The 20,297-nt window shown below is 35.0% G+C and carries 20 protein-coding genes; 2 read left to right on the top strand and 18 right to left on the bottom strand.

All coding sequences use genetic code 11. The features are described from left to right. Positions 1–2: 2 nt before the first annotated feature. Genes fabD through H8707_RS08450 form a run of 3 tightly spaced genes read right to left on the bottom strand, consistent with a single transcriptional unit; the run spans position 3 to position 2,905 of the window. Positions 3–956, bottom strand: a complete 954-nt coding sequence (fabD, locus tag H8707_RS08460; protein ID WP_262429705.1) for an ACP S-malonyltransferase — start codon at positions 954–956, stop codon at positions 3–5. After that, on the bottom strand, positions 949–1,905 hold the full coding sequence (fabK, locus tag H8707_RS08455; RefSeq protein WP_262429704.1) for an enoyl-[acyl-carrier-protein] reductase FabK: 957 nt from the start codon (positions 1,903–1,905) through the stop codon (positions 949–951). The genes fabD and fabK overlap by 8 nt, the downstream gene beginning before the upstream one ends. Before the next feature lies 1 nt (position 1,906). Continuing rightward, positions 1,907–2,905, bottom strand: coding sequence for a beta-ketoacyl-ACP synthase III (locus H8707_RS08450; protein WP_262429703.1), 999 nt, complete (start codon positions 2,903–2,905; stop codon positions 1,907–1,909). A gap of 186 nt (positions 2,906–3,091) precedes the next feature. Between H8707_RS08450 and fabZ the strand changes: the two genes are divergently transcribed. Together fabZ and H8707_RS08440 are read left to right on the top strand one after the other, a co-directional pair. Further along, positions 3,092–3,526 carry a 3-hydroxyacyl-ACP dehydratase FabZ gene (gene fabZ / locus H8707_RS08445; RefSeq protein ID WP_262429702.1) on the top strand — a complete coding sequence of 145 codons (435 nt, stop codon included), beginning with the start codon at positions 3,092–3,094 and terminating at the stop codon, positions 3,524–3,526. A gap of 112 nt (positions 3,527–3,638) precedes the next feature. Then, positions 3,639–4,490 (top strand): CsxC family protein, encoded by an 852-nt coding sequence (locus H8707_RS08440; protein ID WP_262429701.1) that lies wholly within the window; start codon positions 3,639–3,641, stop codon positions 4,488–4,490. Between the two features lie 74 nt (positions 4,491–4,564). Here H8707_RS08440 and H8707_RS08435 read toward each other — a convergent pair whose 3' ends face one another. The 15 genes from H8707_RS08435 to H8707_RS08365 form a co-directional block, all read right to left on the bottom strand. Further along, complete coding sequence (locus tag H8707_RS08435) at positions 4,565–5,122, bottom strand: 2-oxoacid:acceptor oxidoreductase family protein (protein ID WP_262429700.1); 558 nt, start codon at positions 5,120–5,122, stop codon at positions 4,565–4,567. A 3-nt stretch (positions 5,123–5,125) separates the two neighbouring features. After that, positions 5,126–5,872, bottom strand: coding sequence for a thiamine pyrophosphate-dependent enzyme (locus H8707_RS08430; RefSeq protein ID WP_262429699.1), 747 nt, complete (start codon positions 5,870–5,872; stop codon positions 5,126–5,128). After that, the gene (locus H8707_RS08425; protein WP_262429698.1) at positions 5,872–6,933 is read right to left on the bottom strand and encodes a 3-methyl-2-oxobutanoate dehydrogenase subunit VorB; all 1,062 of its coding nucleotides are present in this window, start codon (positions 6,931–6,933) and stop codon (positions 5,872–5,874) included. The genes H8707_RS08430 and H8707_RS08425 overlap by 1 nt, the downstream gene beginning before the upstream one ends. 14 nt (positions 6,934–6,947) lie before the next feature. Further along, entirely contained in the window at positions 6,948–7,169 is a 222-nt protein-coding gene (locus H8707_RS08420; protein WP_262429697.1) for a 4Fe-4S dicluster domain-containing protein, read from the bottom strand. A gap of 18 nt (positions 7,170–7,187) precedes the next feature. Continuing rightward, on the bottom strand, positions 7,188–7,859 hold the full coding sequence (locus H8707_RS08415; RefSeq protein ID WP_262429696.1) for a nucleotide-binding protein: 672 nt from the start codon (positions 7,857–7,859) through the stop codon (positions 7,188–7,190). Positions 7,860–8,039: 180 nt separating this feature from the next. After that, complete coding sequence (gene buk, locus H8707_RS08410) at positions 8,040–9,113, bottom strand: butyrate kinase (RefSeq protein WP_262429695.1); 1,074 nt, start codon at positions 9,111–9,113, stop codon at positions 8,040–8,042. Further along, positions 9,106–10,023, bottom strand: coding sequence for a phosphate butyryltransferase (locus H8707_RS08405; RefSeq protein WP_262429694.1), 918 nt, complete (start codon positions 10,021–10,023; stop codon positions 9,106–9,108). The genes buk and H8707_RS08405 overlap by 8 nt, the downstream gene beginning before the upstream one ends. Positions 10,024–10,108: 85 nt before the next feature. Further along, the gene (locus H8707_RS08400) at positions 10,109–11,335 is read right to left on the bottom strand and encodes a CdaR family protein (protein ID WP_262429693.1); all 1,227 of its coding nucleotides are present in this window, start codon (positions 11,333–11,335) and stop codon (positions 10,109–10,111) included. Then, positions 11,316–12,149 (bottom strand): diadenylate cyclase CdaA, encoded by an 834-nt coding sequence (gene cdaA, locus H8707_RS08395; RefSeq protein ID WP_316699633.1) that lies wholly within the window; start codon positions 12,147–12,149, stop codon positions 11,316–11,318. The genes H8707_RS08400 and cdaA overlap by 20 nt, the downstream gene beginning before the upstream one ends. Before the next feature lie 100 nt (positions 12,150–12,249). Continuing rightward, positions 12,250–13,461 carry a CapA family protein gene (locus tag H8707_RS08390; RefSeq protein WP_262429691.1) on the bottom strand — a complete coding sequence of 404 codons (1,212 nt, stop codon included), beginning with the start codon at positions 13,459–13,461 and terminating at the stop codon, positions 12,250–12,252. Positions 13,462–13,542: 81 nt separating this feature from the next. After that, positions 13,543–14,244: a PrsW family intramembrane metalloprotease gene (locus tag H8707_RS08385; RefSeq protein WP_262429690.1), complete on the bottom strand. Its 702-nt coding sequence runs from the start codon at positions 14,242–14,244 to the stop codon at positions 13,543–13,545. Between the two features lie 106 nt (positions 14,245–14,350). After that, complete coding sequence (locus H8707_RS08380; RefSeq protein WP_262429689.1) at positions 14,351–15,058, bottom strand: GntR family transcriptional regulator; 708 nt, start codon at positions 15,056–15,058, stop codon at positions 14,351–14,353. Positions 15,059–15,438: 380 nt separating this feature from the next. Further along, the gene (locus H8707_RS08375) at positions 15,439–16,410 is read right to left on the bottom strand and encodes an SIS domain-containing protein (protein WP_262429688.1); all 972 of its coding nucleotides are present in this window, start codon (positions 16,408–16,410) and stop codon (positions 15,439–15,441) included. A gap of 53 nt (positions 16,411–16,463) precedes the next feature. Beyond that, positions 16,464–18,209: a hydantoinase B/oxoprolinase family protein gene (locus H8707_RS08370; protein ID WP_262429687.1), complete on the bottom strand. Its 1,746-nt coding sequence runs from the start codon at positions 18,207–18,209 to the stop codon at positions 16,464–16,466. Next, positions 18,202–20,283: a hydantoinase/oxoprolinase family protein gene (locus H8707_RS08365; RefSeq protein WP_262429686.1), complete on the bottom strand. Its 2,082-nt coding sequence runs from the start codon at positions 20,281–20,283 to the stop codon at positions 18,202–18,204. Before H8707_RS08365 ends, H8707_RS08370 begins: the two co-directional genes overlap by 8 nt. Between the last annotated feature and the right edge of the window lie 14 nt (positions 20,284–20,297).

The raw sequence follows: 20,297 nt of genomic DNA, 5'->3' as shown, positions 1-20,297 counted from the left end.
ATCTACGCTCCTTTCTTTAATATATTGATGGTATTAGAGTAGGAGTCCAAGTCCGATATATTTAAAGCTTTTATATCTTTCTCCATAGATTTGCCAATTCTTCTTACAAATCCGGTTAGGGATTTCCCCGGACCTATTTCAACAAAAGTATCTACGCCTTTATCAATCATATACTCTACTGATTGTTGCCAAAGTACGGATTTGCTCACCTGATTTACAAGTTTTGGAACGAGTTCATCCTTGGATCTGATAATGTCTCCGTCAACATTTGATACTACTTTTTTATCTAAATCCTCTATTCTCACATTGTCGAGAACATCTTTTAGTTTTTCTCCCGCTTTAGACAAAAGACTAGTATGAAATGGAGCGCTAACTTGTAAAGGAATTGCTTTCTTAGCTCCCAATTCTATAGCTTTCTCACAAGATTTTTTTATACCTTTCGTTTCACCTGATATCACAATTTGTTTTGGACTATTGTAATTTGCGACCTCAACTATTCCATAAGCCTTAGAGTACTCAAGTAATAGCGGCAATTTCTTGGTATCCAAGCCCAAGACTGCAGCCATTCCGCCAATCCCATTGGGTACTGCTTCCTCTATCAGCATCCCTCTTTTTCTTACTATCTCAAGGGCGTCAGAAAAACATATTGCCTTTCCCATTACAATTGAACTATATTCTCCTAAACTTAACCCGGCTGTATATTCACAGTCAATTCCTTCTTTCTCTATTGCCCTTAAGATTGCAATACATGTAGTAAGCATTGCAGGCTGAGTATTTTCCGTCTTCCTTAAGTCCTCCTCATTTCCATTGAATATTAACTCGCTTAATTTCATATCAAGGGTTTCATCTGCTTCTTCGAATACAAGCCTAGACTCATAAATGGAATCATAAAAATCCTTGCCCATACCTATATATTGAGAGCCTTGCCCCGGAAATATAAAAGCTAATTTATTCATTATCCCCACCTCCTATAAGTGAAGATAACCTTTCTATAGCTTTTTGGGAACCGAAAACTAAATCTTCAATTATCTCCTTGCAGCTTTTGACATCACCAATAAGACCGGAAATTTGTCCTGCCATCAATGACCCATTATCTATATCACCTTCTTGTACTGCTTTTCGAAGCCTACCGACTCCTAATTTTTCAAGGGTTTCAAAATCAATACCTTGCTTTTCTAGATCCAGATATTCCTTGGTGAATCTATTTTTTAAAACCCTTACCGGATACCCTGTACTTCTCCCAGTTACAATAGCATCCCTATCTTTTGATTCTATAATTTTTTCTTTATATCTTTGATGAACTTTTGCTTCTTTAGAGCACACAAATCGAGTCCCTAATTGTACTCCTTCAGCTCCTAAAGAAAGAGCCGCTAAAAAGCCTCTATTATCACCAATCCCCCCCGCTGCTATTACGGGGATATTAACTGCATCAACTACTTGGGGTACGACTGCCATGGTAGTTAATTCTCCAATGTGACCACCGGCTTCAGTACCTTCTACTATAAGAGCATCTGCTCCAAATTTTTCAAGTCTTTTCGCTAAAGATACAGTAGGTACTACAGGTATGATTTTAACATTATGTTGTTTTAACTTTTCTATAAACTTTCCCGGATTTCCTACACCTGTAGTTACCACAGGAACTCCCTTATCACAGATCATATCTACAATATCCTCAGCAAAAGGCGACAGTAACATGATATTTACACCAAAAGGTTTATCCGTCAATTCCTTTAGCTTATCTATTTGTTCCCCAATCACATTGGCTGGCGCATTCCCTGCAGCTATGATTCCAAGTCCGCCTGACTCTGATACTGCTGCTGCTAACTCATGGGTTGCTACCCAAGCCATTCCTCCTTGTAATATAGGGTATTCAATATTCAATAATTTTGTAATTCTAGTTTCCACTTTATTCCTCCCTATTCCATTTAATTGCTATCGAGCCCCATGTGAGCCCTGCTCCAAAAGCTACCATAACTATTAAGTCACCTTTTTTTATCCTATTTTTCTTTATGACCTCATCTAAGGATACCGGAATAGAAGCGGAAGACATATTTCCATACTTATTCAAGTTTATGCACACTTTATTTTCGTCAATATTAAGTTTTTTTCGGGCAGCATCTATTATTCTGACGTTTGCCTGATGAGGAATCAAAAAATCTAAATCCTCTAATTTTAAATGTACATTTTCTAATACATTTAGAGATGCTTTTTCCATTACCCTTACAGCAAATTTAAATACTTCTTTTCCATCCATTTTAATTGAATGAAGTCTATCGGTTACTGTTTCTATCGATGCAGGCATTCTTGAACCTCCGGCGGGCAATATCAAAGCATCGCCGTTATTTCCGTCTGAGCCTAACTCATAAGATAAAATACCATAGCCGTCTTCGCATCTTTCCAAGACACAAGATCCTGCTCCGTCTCCAAACAGTACACAAGTATTTCTATCCACCCAATCCACTATCTTGGAAAGAGTTTCTGCACCTATTATGAGTACTTTTTCATATGCTCCTGTTTGTATAAAATTTGCACCTGTAATCAGAGCATAAACGAATCCTGTGCACCCAACACTCATATCAAATGCTGCAGCCTTTGTTGCACCAATATTTTTTTGAACTATACAAGCTGTAGAAGGAAAAGAGTGGTCGGGAGTCGCTGTTGCTACAATTATAAGGTCAATTTCTTCCGGACGGGTCTTAGAATCTTTTAAGGCATTTAATGCTGATTCTGTGGCTAAGTCTGAGGTTGCTATATCCTTAGCGGCTATCCTTCTTTCCTCTATTCCTGTCCTTTCCACAATCCATTCATTATTGGTATCTACAATCTGAGATAAATCAAAATTGGTTAAGACCTTTTCTGGAACGAAGCTTCCCACACCGGAAATTCCAACTGAATAACTTTTCAATCTTTCACCTCCAAATATTTTGTTGTACCCATATTTACTCCTTTCATCACCTCCTTGAAAACTTTAATTTGCAAAATAATAATATTTCTACTATTATTTTAATATGATACAAAAAAACTTATCATTAGTATATAGTATTATGCTAAATTAATCAATAAATATTTCCAGTTTAAGGAGGTAGAGCGAGTGTCAAAAATAATTGATGCTGAAGAAATATCCAACATCTTGCCTCATAGATATCCGTTTCTATTTGTTGACAAGGTAGAAATTGTTGAAGAAGGTAAAAAGGGAATAGGGTTTAAAAACGTTACAATAAATGAATATTATTTTCAAGGTCATTTCCCTGAAAAACCTGTAATGCCCGGAGTTATTATCATAGAAACTATTGCTCAAGTTGGAGCAGTAATCTTATTGTCCAAGGACGAATACAAAGGGCTGATCCCTTACTTTGCAGGAATCAATAAATTTAGGTTTAAAAGGGTAGTAAAACCCGGAGATATGCTAAGAATGGAAGTTGAAATAACTAAACTTAGAGGTTCTATAGGCATAGGTGAGGGCAAAGCATATGTTGGAGAGGAAGTTGCAGCCGAAGGAGAGTTTATGTTCGCAATAGAAGGATAGTAAAAATATTGCTTATAACCTATCACCAGTTCATATGAGCCAGAATATATTATATTAGAGAAATGGACAAAGTCACATTAACAATGAATATAATATATTGGAGGAACAAAAAATGAAATTAGAAACTGAATGTACCAAAGTTAGCAATGTAAATGTATTTGCAAATTCACCTTATTCAAATAGAAGTCCATCAAATAATAAATTTTGTGTATCAAAGAATAAAGAGTCTTGTGCTGATGTAGATAATACAGTTTTAGATAATTGTCCAAATACTCCCTTAACGCCTATAGGTATTACAAGTGGAGTGATCGCTAAGATACCCGTAGTCTTGGCCGAATTGACTGTTAGATTCAATGTAGGTGCATTTATTAGACTGCCTGAACCAGCCCTAGAAATAAAGGATATCAAGAAAAAACTTAAAATTACCCAATGTATGTTATTACAGCCTACAAACATTTTATTTATAAAAGGATTTATTCGCAAGAATATTGACTATGCAACTGGATCCTGTTCAAATAGAGAAGGCATATGCGGGGAAATTCACCATTGTACTATTGATGTTCCTTTCGAATGTTCAACACCTGTTGACTATTTTTTTGAACCTGCACCACTGGTTACCAACTCATCAACAGAATTCGAATATTTTAGAGTATCCGATTTGCCTAATCAATATTTTGCTGAGAAAGATAAGTTATTATCAGGAGACATGTCTGAGATTAATCAACTTAGAACTATAAACTTTAATGAATTGCCATTTTGCGAGTTAATAAGTGCAAATATTTATGAATTTGATGAATCTATAGGACGAGGTAATCCTTATCACGCTGATCTTCCTACCAGAGAAAAATTTTTTAGCCAATTAGAAGAAAAGATGGTAATAGAATTGACCATTAAACTGCTGCAAAAGAGACAGGTAACTATTCCTGCTGCTGCCTTTGATCCTTCCCCCTGTCCTAGAGACTAAGGGAAGTTTTAGCATAAGCAATAGATAAAAGTAGAACTTTAAAAGAGATTAAGTGGGAATCCCACTTAATCTCTTTACACCCTTACTGTAATTTGTTCTCTTGCTGCCTCTGCTCCTTTTATAAGAGCTTCTTTATTGATCGGAAGTAAGTGCGCCTTACCTGCACCAAACACCTCGGGAAATGCTTTATATATGCTTTCAACGTCAACTGTTTTTGTTATCTCAAGGTATGCACCCAGCATTACCATATTGGCTACTCTATTGTTCCCCAATTCACCTGCAATATCGTTTGCCGGTATATAATATACATTGATATCGTTCCTATTGGATTCTCTGTCGATCAATGATGAATTGATAAATAATCTTCCCCCCGGTACTACTGATTTTTCAAATTTATCCAAGGATGGTTTGTTAAGTACCAAAGCCGTCGTTGCTTCCACTACTACAGGTGAGCCTATTGAATCTGTTGATATTATAACGTTACAATTTGCAGTACCTCCGCGCATTTCCGGTCCGTAGGAAGGCAGCCATGATACATATTTTTCTTCCAACATTCCGGAATAGGTGAGAAGCTGTCCCATTGCCATAACTCCCTGACCGCCAAATCCGGCAATTATTATCCTTTCTTCCATTTATTATTCAACCTCCTTCGGCTTTTTAAAATTACCAAGGGGATAATAAGGTATCATATTTTTTTCTAACCATTTCAATGCATCTTCAGGTGTATATCCCCAATTGGTAGGGCATGTGGAAAGTACTTCTACTAATCCAAAGCCTTTACCTTCTATTTGAGCCTTGAAACATTCCTTAATTGCTCGTTTAGCTTTCCTTATATTGGCCGGTGTGTTTACTGCAACCCTTTCTACAAATACAGCTCCGTCTATAGTCGCAATCATCTCGGCTATCCTAATGGGCTTACCAGCTAATTCTTCCATTCTGCCATATGGGGCTGTTGTAGCTTTTTGTCCTATTAATGTTGTCGGTGCCATTTGACCGCCTGTCATCCCATATATAGCATTGTTAACAAATATTGTAGATATTTTTTCTCCTCTATGGGCTGCATGGACTACCTCTGCCGTACCAATAGAGGCTAAGTCACCGTCTCCTTGGTAAGTAAATACAAAATTATCAGGATGAACTCTTTTAATCCCTGTTGCTACTGCAGGTGCCCTGCCATGAGCAGCTTCATGCATATCACAATTAAAATATTTATATGCAAGTACTGAGCAGCCTACCGGCGCGACACCAATAGCATCGTCCAACACGCCCAATTCTACCATTGCTTCTGCTACCAATCTATGAATAACTCCGTGGGTACACCCAGGGCAATAATGAGTTGGGATATCTGTCAAGCCTATGGTTTTTTCAAAGATTACATCCATTATTTGTCACCTCCAAGGATTTCTTTAACCTTTTTCACAATTTCTTCCGGTGTAGGTATCATTCCGCCTGTTCTTCCATAAAAGTATGCAGGCATTCTTCCCTTTAGAGCCAATTTAACATCATCCAGCATTTGCCCTGAATTCATTTCTACAGTAAGTACACCCTTACATGTATCCTCTATTTTATCGAATTCATCGTATGGATATGGAAACAATGTAATAGGTCTAATAAGTCCTATCTTATATCCTTCTTTTTCCAGCTTGGATATAGCGGTCTTTACTATTCTTGCTGTCGTACCATAGGCTGATATTACTAAATCAGCATCTTCCAGATTAGAGGATTCCACTCTTACCTCTTTTTCTCTAATTCTATTATATTTTTCCTGCAATTTTTCATTGTGTCTTTCTAGTTCTTCTGCATCTAAATATAGCGAATTTATAATATTGGGTTTTCTTTTTCCCTTTGTTCCCGTTGTTGCCCAATCCTTTTTTTGTATTGTCTTTCCTTCTCTGTTTTTAAACTCTACAGGCTCCATCATTTGCCCAATCATGCCGTCGCCTAATATCATTACCGGATTTCTATACTCATCAGCTAAATCAAAACCATCCATTACTAAATCAGCTAATTCCTGAACATTTGAGGGGGCTAATACAAGCAGTCTATAGTCTCCATTACCCCCGCCTCTTGTTGCTAAGAAATAATCAGTCTGTGAAGGTTGGATGCCACCCAATCCCGGTCCGCCTCTCATCATATCAACTATTACACACGGCAGTTCAGAGCCTGCTATATAGGATATACCTTCTTGTTTTAATGCAATCCCCGGGCTTGAAGATGAAGTCATAACTCTGGCGCCGGAGCCTGCTGCTCCGTATACCATGTTTATTGCTGCAATTTCTGATTCCGCTTGCACAAACATACCTCCAACATTAGGCAACTCTCTTGACATGTACTCCGGTAATTCATTTTGAGGCGTTATAGGATAGCCAAAGAAATACCTACACCCTGCCTTTATAGCTGCTGCACCTATTGCTTCATTCCCTTTCATGAGAACTTTTGCCATATATAAACCCTCCCTTATTTATCTAATCTTTCTACAGTTATTACCAAGTCCGGACATATAAGTGCGCAATTCATACATGCTATGCATTTGTCTGCATTGACTACCCCCGCCGGGTAATAACCCTTCGCATTAAGATTTGTATTGTCTATCGCTATCACACCTGCCGGACAAACTGTAACACATAGATTGCAACCTTTACAAAGATCCTCTTGGAAAATAACCTTTCCTTTTGCCATATTAATTCCTCCCTTTTTTTAAAGCATCCATTCTTCCCTCATATAAAGAGATATAGGAAAAATTTCTCCCTTTATATCTTTTATTGAAGAAACTAAATCTTCTAGCGCAACATTGTATTTTAGCGGTGTATTGGTTCTTTTACTAACCTCCAATGCAAGCTTATTTCCACTAATTATATCTTCAAATGTAGTACTTTTCAATAAATGCGTGTTATTCACAATTCCGGTAATTTTAACTTGAGTTACTTCTTCAATTTTTATCATATATTCTATTGCTTTATCCACGGTTTGAGTTTCAGGTCTATTGCCGTTTAATACAAAAAACATATCATACTTTCCCTCTGTAAAATAATTTGTATATCTTGCAAGAACTCTAGTTCCTGCCGGATCACCTCCTACATCTAAAATACATTCATATGTTGTATCCTGTAATGGAGACAGAACCTCTCCGGGAATAGCCGGTAAGTCTAATGCAGAACCCTTAATAGAGCTGCTAATAACTCTTATGCCTATTTCTTCTAAAGTTTTTGTCTTTTCTCTGCTTCGAAAATATAAGTTTACAACATCTAGATCCACCAAGGCTACCTTTTTCCCCAAACGGGCAAGTTTCACCGCATAGTTTACGGCAAATTCGGTTTTTCCACTACCATAATGTCCTGTAATTACTCTTATCCTATTATCATTTAACATAGTAGACTCCTTATATTCAATTCACAATTCACAGTTCACAATTCACAATTCACAGTTCACAATTCACAATTAAAAGATAAAAGATTGTTGGGGCAAGCTTTGGGGTCTTATATAAGCAGTTCACAATTCAATGTACGTTGTTCAGTATGTTTTCACCTATTACCTTTTACCTATTACCTATTACCTGTACATCTTCGCTTCTTCTTCTCCCCCTAAGACCCTCAATCCTCCTTCTGCAAGGGCTAAAAGCTCATCCTCCCCGGGATAGATGATTACTTTGGATATGAAACTTACCCTCTCTTCAATCCATCCGGTAAACATACCGCTATGTGCAATTCCCCCCGTCAATATGATTGCATCTACATTCCCTTTCAAAATGGTAGATGATGAACCTATTTCTTTTGCTACCTGATATGCCATTGCGGAGAAAATAAGTTTGGCATTTTCATCTCCTTCTTCTATTCTCTTTGCAACTTCCCTTGCATCATTGGTTCCAAGGTAGGAAACCAAACCCCCATTTCCTTTTATCATTTTTTTCATCGTATTCAAAGTATATTCACCAGAATAACATAATTTGATCAATTCTCCGACAGGCAATCCTCCGGAGCGCTCCGGGGAAAACGCTCCCTCCCCATCTAAAGCATTAGCCACATCTATCACTCTTCCCTTTTCATGTGCTCCTACTGATATACCCCCACCTAAATGAGCAACTATCAGGTTCAAATCTTCATATTGGCTATCAATGGATCTTGCATATTTTCTTGCTATAGTTTTTTGGTTCAATGCGTGAAATACACTCACTCTTTCAATCTCTTTTAACCCTGAAATCCTTGCCACATCCTGAAGCTCGTCTACTACAACAGGATCGACTATAAATGCTTTGCCTTGAATTTCTTTTGCTATTTCATATGCCAATATACCTCCTAGATTTGAGGCATGCTCACCTAATACCCCGATTTTTAAGTCCTCTATCATTTCGTTATTAACTTCATATGTTCCCCCTTCTATGGGTTTAAGCAATCCTCCTCTGCCAACTACAGCGTCAATTGAACTTATATCTATATTGTTTTTTTCTATTGCTTCCAATATAATCTTTTCCCTAAATTTATATTGATCAAATATCCTATCATACTGATTGAGAATCTCTACAGGATGCCTAAGGGTTTGTTCAAAAATCATTTTGTCATCTTGGAAAACTCCAATCTTTGTTGATGTAGATCCCGGATTTATAGTAAGCAATTTATACCTATGCATAATCCCCTCCCATTGAAGCCATTAAAGTTGCTAATGCAATAGAATTTAGTTTTGCTTCTTCATTGTCAGCACGTGAGGTCAAAACAATAGGTGCTCGTGCACCAACTATTAAACCTGCTGATTTGGCATTCGCTAAAAATGTCAAGGCCTTGTACAATACATTTCCTGCTTCTATATCCGGTACAATCAATATATCTGCATCTCCTGCAACATCGCTTTCTATGCCTTTAATCTTTGCCGAATCCTTGTTGATTGCATTATCAAGGGCAAGAGGTCCATCGACTATGCAGTTCTTTATTACTCCATCTTCATTCATAATTTTGAGCTCTTGGGCATCTATTGTTGCTTCCATCTTTGGTGATACCTTTTCCTTTGCTGCTAATACTGCTACTTTTGGCATGCTTATACCGATGGATAATGCCATATTTACTGCATTTTCAATTATTTCCTTCTTTTGTACCAAATCCGGTGCAATATTCATAGCTGCATCTGTTACCATAAATATCTTGTGATAAGTCGGTACCTCAAATAAAGCTATATGGCTGATAACGTTTGCACCCCTAAGTCCAATCTCCTTATCCAGAACTTGTTTCATGATTATTGATGTATCTATCAAGCCTTTCATCAATACATCCGCTTCTTTTTCCATTACTAATTCAGTGGCAATTCGGGAAGCTTGAATCCCATCTTCCTCATGAATAATTTCCACATCATTCAGGTTTAAGCCCACCTCCTTAGCTATCAATGCTATTTTCTCTTTATTTCCAACTAAAACAGGCTCTATTATGCCTCTATCCTTTGCAATCTTTATTGCGGATAATACACCCTTGTCCTCTGCAACTGCGACGGATATCCTTTTGGGTCCTTTTTCCTGAGCTAATAATAATAGTTCTTCAAAATCCTTTGCCATAATATCACCTCATATTCTATTTGTTAATCATTATCAAAGGCAGACTAGTTAGCCTAGCCTACCTTCAATATATTATACATACACTTTAAGATGCATTTAGATTTATGGTTAATTTAGATGGATTGATTTCCACTATACTAACCCCTTCAATCTCATTCATTTTTATATCTACAGTATGGCGCCCTTCTTTTAAGTTAGCAAGGTCAACAAACAGATTTAAATCCTCTTTATTTACATTATCCAAAATAGATTTTGAACCTCTAAGCTGAACTCTGATTTCAGAATCGGTGTCCAATCCTTCTACATCTAAAGTTTCATCCACATTAGTTGCAGTAATATCTCTAATATTAAATGTGAAATCTTTGGAGGCTACTTCTTCTATATTATAGAAAACTGTGATCTTTTCATTAGGATTTACCAATTGTACTCCTTCAGGCAAATCCAGTTCAACTTCCACCGCTGATTTATCCAATAAGGTATTGATATCTACTAACTTCGTATCTATCTTTGAAAGATTTTTTATGCTATCATCGCCTTTAATTGCTACCCTGCTTGGATTGATGACAATATTTGTTATTGAATAATTATCCGGCAATGCTCCCGATGTTTGTAATTCAATCGGCAAAGTAACTTTCTTAAATATTGGAATGTCAATTTCTACCAGATTTGGCTCTTTTTCAATTCCTCTTACATCGTTACCTTCACTATCTACAATCTTGATTGGGAATGAATTGCTTTCACTCATTGTTCTATTGCCCAAATCAACTGTTGCAATAACATCTGTGACTTCATTCACCCAAGTTCTGGGGCCTTCAATTAATACATTTTGTGGTTTTATAGACATATCTCCCAACACATATCCGGCAGGAAGATTACCTACGGTTTCAATTTTTACAGGTAGATTATTAGTAATTATTTTATCAATTGTAAATAGAATTTCTTTGGGCTCATAACTTACTAATCTAACACTTGAACCTTGATTTAATAGTCCTACGGATACAGGTATTTTTACCTGTCCTTCACTGTAACCGCTTAATTCCACTTGTGCCAATACATTTTTATCATAGGATTTAACAAATTTGTCTATCTCTGATTTCTTACCTGCTACTTTCACATTAACGGTTGGCTCTTGCGGACTCATTATTATCAAGTTCTGTCTATCCAGTGCGGAAACATTGCTAAGGGTAACAGGAACATTTCTAATTTCAGTTATTTTTTCCGGATCCTTTATGCCCATGACATAGCTCCATAATATTATAGCTATTAGAAGAGCAAAGATTTTTATGGTTATATCACTCTTTCCCTTGCTCATTTTTTGACCTCCATTTTGTTATAAAAGATTGGTTATTATTTTTTGGTTCATACATATCTAATAGTATCTGTCGTAGGGTCTTTGTATCTAGATATCTTGAAATAGTGCCATTTTCTGCTAATGATATGGTGCCTGTTTCTTCCGATACGATAATAGATAAGCTATCCGACCTTTCAGATATACCTAATGCTGCTCTGTGTCTTGTGCCAAGTTCTTTACTTATATTCATATTCTCCGTTAGGGGCAGAAAACAAGCTGCTGCCTTGATCCGATTATCCTTAATGATTACTGCGCCGTCATGCAATGGAGTATTGGGAATAAATATATTGATAAGTATATCACTTGAAACAAATGCATCCAACTTGGTTCCCGTATCGACTACTTCATTCAGCCCTGTTTGTCTTTCAATTACAATCAAGGCACCTATCTTCTGTCTCGATAGTGACGCAGCCGCTTCTACTATTTCCTCTGCAATTTTTTCGTGACTTTCTCCTCTTATATCTACAAAGGATTTTGTAAAAAGCCTACTTCTACCAATGTGTTCCAGCCCACGCCTTAACTCCGGCTGAAATACAATTAACAATGCCAATGTGCCCACAGTCATAGCATTGCTTAGAATCCAATTGATAGTATATAATTTCATCCATTCAGTTACCTTAGTCAATACCAGTAAAACTACAATTCCCTTTGTAAGCTGTTCTGCTCTTGTCTCTCTAATAAGTGTAAAAAGCTTATATAAAACAGCTGCAACGATTAAAATATCAATTACGTCTAGTATTCTCACATTAAGAAATAAACTACTAAAGTTTCGCAACAATGTTTACCACATACTCTCATATAAATTTTAAATATAATTACATAACTATTATATAACAATTTTCATCGTAAATGAACAAAGAATTTAAAAATAAAACTCAATTCAATTCACTTTCATTCAGCGTATTCATCGTATCAGCATAAGATTTTTTTATTCTCTCTATGATCTTATCAGGAAGTTCGGCGGAAAATTCAATGGGGACAGCTCCCGATGGCCCTATTGGCAATATCGAATATTTGATTTGATTATCTTCTACATATCTATAAATCCAAGTTGGCATATAGACAACATCCCTTATTATTGTATCATTATTATCTAAATTTTTCTCTATTATAAATTTTACCATAACGCTATCTTCAGTATATGGATTGCCTATAGTCTCATATCTCTGGTTTGAATAAAAATTTCCCATAGAATAAATTATATAATTGTCTTTCCCATCATGTTGTATGATTTCAGATCTTTGTACTACATGAGGATGACTACCTAGTATTATATTAACTCCCCATTCCACCATCTTTTTACCTAGTTTTTCTTGATAAGAATTGGACTGATTTTGATATTCCGTTCCCCAATGAATATATGCCAAAATTAAATCCACTTGTGCATCTTTTAAGGTATCTATATCTTTCTTAATCTTCTTTTCATCATCAACTCTATCTACCATATATTCAAGTTCATCGCTGGTAAGTAGGCTATCTAATCCATTTGTACCCAAAGTATAGGATAAAAACCCAATTTTGATTTCTCCTACTTCTTCTATTAATAGGACTTTGTTATCATCCTTATAAGTTCCAATATTTTTCAATCCATTATCTTCTATGTTTTCAATAGTAGATATTATCCCATTTTTACCACCATCCAAGCAATGATTGTTGGCAGTTGATAGTATATCAAAGCCGGTTTCCTTCAATGCATAGACGGTTTCTGTTGGGCTGTTAAACCTTGGAAACCCGCTAAATCCTCCTGCATTTCCGGCTGTAACGGTTTCAAAATTTGCCATAGATATATCAGCTTCCTCTATATATTTTTTTACATATTTAAATGGCGGATTAAAATCATATGTTCTGTCATCTAACTTTGCAGAGGCTATCTGAGGCATATGAAACATAATATCTCCAACACCTAAAATGCTTATGGTCTTTGTAGATGGCTCTTTATGGGGTTCAAATATATCAATATCTTTATCGTTAATTTCTTCTTCTAAGCCTCCAGAAGCTTCTTTATATTCAAACAGATTATTGAATTCTAAATAAATCCCACCTAAAATCAAAGATACTATAATTAATAAAACGAAAAACTTTTTCATACTTTCTCCTTAACTTGTCCAATTTAACTCTAACTAATTTTATTTTATCCTTCTTTATACTTCACTTCAATATAATCTTAACTATTCTTTTCTTCTGATCCTTATTCTGCTTTTAGAATCATATACAAAACTTGACAGTTTCTTTTCATTAATCCACCATATAAATATAACATAGGGCACAAATAACATGGTTAATTCCGGTATATCAGCCATCAATATAAAGTCAAACATACCATGTAAAATAGCGGGCATCAAAAATGATTTAAATTTGTAGCTTTTCTTCCTAGAGGTATCAGTATCAAATCTAGCCAATGACAAATAATATCCCATAGTTACCCCAAAAACACCATGCGCTGGAACTGAAAATATTCCCCTATAAAACCCAATAAATGGATTGTTTGTATAGGTAAATACAACATACATTATATTTTCAACAGTTGCAAAACCTAATGCTGCAAAAACACCGTAAACAATTCCATCAAGCTTTTCGTTAAAATAATCTGTCTTAAATGGTAATTTTAATACAACAAGGCGCTTAAAGTATTCCTCCGTCAGACCCGCTACTATAAAAGCATTATAGAATGCGCCAAATACTCCGGGAAAAACATTAAAATATGATAATATTTCTTCTACTATTATGGATGGAATTACCGATAGTGCTCCAAAAAGATATGTTAGCAATAATAGATATAAAGGTTCTCTATCAACCCTATCTGTAAGGTATATTGCTGATAATCCTATAGCAGCAGGTGTAACTGCAATAATAAAGAGTCTTGTATCCATGTTGACCTCCTTAAATACGTTTACTCTTTATTATTCCACTTTTTTTAAAAAAGAAACCCATCTAACATAAATTCATATGTTAGATGGGGATTTTATTTATATTGTTCTATAGAGTTAATTTAAATCTTTCGCCATTAATAAGTTGTTTTCCGACATAGCCAACTTTTCCTTCTTTAAGATAAGCTATACTCTCAATTAAAATTATAGGACTATTTACTGGTATATTTAACAAGTTAGACTCTTCTATATTTGATCTGACTATTTCTATAGTCTTATGTGAATCTACTATTACAAATCCACTTTTATTTTTAAGTATCTCAAATAATGATTTATCCAGATTCTGATTTAACAAATATGCATAATCTAGAGTAAAATAGTTTTTCTCTATAACCATCGGCTCATTATCTACATATCTTAATCTGGAAATATAAACAGATTGTGAATCAACTGGTATTTCTAATTTTACTACTATATTTTGATCAGGAACAATTATTTTTTTTTCAATTTCCTTAGATCCAGGTTTGACTCCTATACTTTTACACATTTCAGTAAAACTTACAAATTTACTGAGGTTGCGATTGTATTTTTTTATTGCAACAAATGTACCTTTACCTTGTATTCTTTCGATTAAACCTTCTTCCTCTAACTTGCTTAAAGCTTTTCTTGATGTTATAACACTAACGTTATATTCCTTAGCAAATTGCCTTTCTGATGGTAATCTATCCCCCTGTTTATATTCCTGCATCAATATCTGCTCTCTTATTATATCAGCCAATTGGTGATAGAGTGGAACTGCATTGTTATTTTTTAGCATTTCATCACCTACTAACGCTTAGATTCTATCCTCGAGTAAGTATAGGCGTCACCGCTCATGCTCCATTACAGAACCGTACGTGCCCTATTTAGGAATGTGACTCTTAACGCCATATTTAAATCATCTATAAAACAAGCTGATTCTTACTGCTAGTATGTTTACTTATCTTGCTCGTTTACTCCATATCCTACGCTTAAATCTAGTGTTCCCGTTTCGACTCCAAGGACTCGGTACAGGCTACTGGTTAGTATTACTTTGTAAGACTTTCCTATTATATGTTAATAGCTTACCATTGAAAACGAGTTTATTCCGTTTTCAAGAGGAAACGGCACACATTTGTATGCTGTTTCGCAGCTCCCACTATTAGATAGTATATCATTTTAATAATCTAATTGCCACATGTAACGTCTTTTATTCATGGAATGATTTCTCATGTTTGCCATTTTGGAAATAGTATATCTTTCTATTGGCAACATTATAACAGAAGTAAAATATTCACTTACATTCTTATCTATTAAATCTAATTTAGTATCTTTTGCATCCAAAATAAACACCTTATTAGCAAATTTATTTAAAAACCTCTCCACTCTTTCATCTAGGTATCTTGTCTTTCCTATGCTTTTTATTAAGATCATCACCGGTTTTTCATCGGTAATTTCAAAAGGTCCCTGAAAAAATTCTCCACTATGAATTACTGACGCATTTTTCCATTGCATTTCCATCAAATGACAATATGCCATTGAATAACCAGTTCCCCAACAAGGTCCACTAGCCATTATATAAAACATATCCTCGTCCTTGTAATCCAGAGCGAATTTAATTGCCTTTTCTGTAAATTTTTTCTTCGCATCTACAAAGATATCATCTAATTTTGTGAAAGCATCCATTGCTTCATTATAATACTTGTAATTTTCAAATTGTTTTAGGATTTCAAAAGCTAATCTTAAAGAATTTGATTGATTGGATTTAGAATATATTTGATTATCACCATTAGAGTATATAACCTGATATTGCCCTAATTTTGCCATTTCTGTGTCATCTGACCCAGTCATGGAAATAGTAATAGCACCAGATTTATTAGCATGTTTTACAGCTTCTACTGTCTCTTCAGTTCCTTTTAGAGAACAAAGTATACAAATACATCTTTCATCTAAGCTTTTTGGGTTTGAATAGATAAATTCATTACTAGTATATGAAAAAACTCCAAAATTCTTAGCTTCATCAGTTAGTAAATATTTCCCTGGATAGATTGCTGCTAGGGATCCACCTAATCCTACAAAATAAACTGCTTTTAAACCACCCCTACGATCAATTTTTTCTTTGATTTCCGATATGATATTAGTAATTTCCATTACGAATTATTCTCCCCCTCATTTTTATTTAGTAAATGTTTTCAAAAGAAGCTTTAGCACTTTTCTCTAAGTTCTTTTGTCTTAGTATTGTTTACAACAAAATTTTCATTTACTTTTTCTATAATTACTCCATAATCTTCTTTTGCTTTTTCTATTGAAACTTTTGACTCGATAACATCAGCTAAGACTTTTTTCACATCTCTCTTATATGGGTCTCCATATCCCCCTGATCCTGGTGTATAAACCCTTATTATGTCTCCTTTTGATAATGGAATATCTGTACATTTAGATGGTAGTTTTCTTATCTTTCCATTTTTAGGGATATATTCGTACATACCACAACTACCTTCTTTACCACCCTCGATACCCCATGGTGCAAAAATATGTCTGTCTCCCAATCCAGTATATTTTATATCGTTATATTGAATTTCAAATTCTCTTAGTATTCCTAAACCGCCACGCTTTTCTCCCGCACCTCCACTATCTGTTCGAAGTTCATATTTATTTACTGTAATCAGAGGAAATTCCATTTCAAGTGCTTCTACTGGTAAGTTTGATGTATTGGTCATATGGACCTGTACACCACTTAATCCATCATAATCCCTTGTTGCACCTGAGCCTCCTGCTATTGTCTCTAAATATACATAAAAAACGTCTTTATCTTTAGGATCATTACCTGAAAAAATAGCTGATGTTACTGTACTATTGCAACAACCCATGGCTCTATCCGGTATAACTTTAGATAATGCTCCAAATATAACATCTGCTACTCTTTGACAAGTATCAATTCTAGCTCCAACAGGTGCAGGTTGTTCAGAATTTATAATTAGTCCTTTTTCACAGATAACATCAAACGCTCTATAGATACCAGCGTTAGAAGGTGCAGTTGGATCTATTAAAGCTTTTAATGAATAGAAAACTGTTGCTAATAGCCCATTATATGTTACATTTATAGGTCCATTTACTTGTTTGTTCGTACCAGAGAAATCCAATGTCATATTTTCTCCTTTGATTGTTACTTTTAAACGTATTAGTATGGGATCAGGTGATGCAGCTCCAGCATCATCCATATGATCTTCAAACTCATATACTCCATCTTTTAATTTTTCTATTCCTGATTTTAATTTTCTATAAGCGTATTGTTGTAACTCTATCATACTATCTATTAAAACTTCTCCATATCTATTATAAGAGTCAAGCATTCTTCTAATACCAATACGATTTGCGGCTATTTGAGCTTGCAAATCCCCATACCTTTCATTAGGCATACGACTATTTGACATTACCATATTGATAATATCCATATTAACTTCATTATTTTCACATACTTTGACAATTGGTATTTTCAAGCCTTCTTGGAATATGCTATTTGCATCTCCTGATGTTGAGCCAGGAACTTTACCCCCTACATCACTATGATGAGCTAAATTTGCAACCCATCCAATCAACCTATTTTCAGAAAATACTGGTGCTACAATCGTAATATCTGGTAAGTGCGTTCCTCCTCCACCATAAGGGTCATTGCTTATAAACATATCTCCAGGTCTTATGCTTTCTTTATCATATTTTTTAAAAACTTCTTCAACTATACCCAATAATGAACCTAAGTGCATAGCCACATGTTCAGCCTGTGAGACCATATTCCCATCACAATCAAATACTGCTGTGGATAGGTCTCTTCTTTCTTTGATATTGGTAGAATATGCACTTCTAATAATTACATATCCCATTTCTTCCGCAATTGATAAGAGTAAGTTTCCAATTATTTCAATAGTAATTGCATCCACTTTTCTATTCATTTTCTTCCACTCCTTCCACTCCTTCAAATGTAACAATAAGGTTCAAATATGGATCATTGTATGCCATCCATCCTGGTGGAATTATAGAAGTTGAATCCATTTGCTCTATAATAGCGGGTCCATAAAGCTTACACCCAACAGGTATATCATCTCTACTATAAATGGCAGTATCTACATATTTTTTGCATCCTTCAAATCTAACTTGTCTATTTTCAATTGCCTTTGGTGACAATGAATTTGCGTCTAATGGAAGTGGTTCTAGATTTGGTTTATCAATTATTCCAATAGCTCCTAATCGATAATTTACCATTTGAATGTTCTTATTTATATCTGAATAACCATATAATCTATTGTGTTCATCATGAAACCTTTCTTTTAGCTTGTTGATAGATTCACTATCTAAATGTCCAGATGAAATTCTTATTGGTATCTCATAATTTTGTCGCTCATATCTACAATCAATGACATATTCAAATTCTCTATTTTCATTTGGAATTGATTCATTACATAACATATCATTTCCATCTTTTGTTAATGCGCAAAATATACTATTAACCTCATCAATATTCTCATCATCGGCCAACATTATTTTTGATAAACTAAAGTCAAACCTAGTATCAGCCATTAATAATCCAAGTGAACATAAAGTTCCGGGTGAATGAGGTAATAATACTTTATTTATTCCAAGACCTTTTGCAATTTCACATGCATGTAAAGGTCCTGCTCCGCCAAATGCCATAAGAGTGAATTCTCTAGCATCATAACCTTTTTCTACAGAAACGACTCGAATTGCTCTAATCATATTTGAATTAACAACTGATATAATTCCTGCAGCACTATCTTCAATATCTAATGTTGATTTGTTTGTTATTTCCTTTTTTATAGCTTCCTTTGCTAGTTGCAAATCAACTTCCATTCTTCCACCTAGGATTTTTTTCTGATTTAATTTCCCAAGTACAATATTTGCATCTGTGACTGTTGGATTTTCTCCGCCTCTCTTGTAACATGCTGGTCCAGGATCTGCACCTGCACTAGATGGTCCAACCTTTAGAGCACCACCCTCGTCTATATATGCTATAGACCCTCCGCCTGCACCGACTGCTACAATATCTATCATAGGAATTCTTGCTGGATAGCCTTCAACATATCTATCATGAGAAACCTTTAATTGACCATTTTCTATAAGACTAATGTCTGCACTAGTCCCTCCCATATCAAATGTTATTATTTTATCGATTCCCAATAATTTACCTAAATAGGATGCACCAACAACCCCGGCACTTGGTCCTGATAAAGCTGTTTTTATAGGACTATCTATAGTCTCTGATATGGATATTATAGAACCATTAGATTGTGTGACATATGGCATAACATCTATACCTGCTTCTTTGATAGAATTTTGGAAATTGTTAACATAGCCTTTCATAACCGGTCCTAAGTACGTATTTAAAACAGTAGTGCTCATTCTGGGGAATTCTCTAAACTCTCTTACTAAATCATGTGATGCTGTAACATATAATTCCGGGTCTATTTCTTCAATTATTTTTTTAATTTTCATCTCATGAATTGGATTAATAAATGAAAATAATGTACAAACAGCAATCCCTTTAACACCTTGTTTTTTTAAAAACAAGACAACTTCTCTCACCATATCTTCATCTAATGGTTTTTTTATTGTACCATCGTGCATGATACGTTCCTCAACTTCACACTTTAAACCAGATGGTATAAGACTTTCAGGTTTTTGTTTTAATAAATCATATAATGATGGCCTTTTTTGATTTCCTATTTCCATTAGATCCTTGAATCCCATTGTAGTTATTAGTCCGATTCTCGCTCCCTTTTTTTCTATTAAAGCATTTGTAGCAACAGTTGTTCCATGTGCTAAATAGAATACCTCTTTTGGATTGATGTTCTCTTTTTCTAAAATGTTCTTAATACCACTAACTATTGATTTAGATGGATCTTCCGGTGTAGAACTCTGCTTATAATGTATCAATCTTTTATCTTTCGTACTAAATACCGTAAAGTCCGTAAATGTACCGCCAACATCTACGCCTATCATATATCCCATAATATTGCCTCCTT

The sequence above is a fragment of the Paratissierella segnis genome (genome assembly GCF_014385195.1).
Taxonomy (GTDB): domain Bacteria; phylum Bacillota; class Clostridia; order Tissierellales; family Tissierellaceae; genus Paratissierella; species Paratissierella segnis.
Note: the sequence above shows the minus strand (reverse complement) of the source record. Positions and strands in the feature narration are given on the sequence as shown.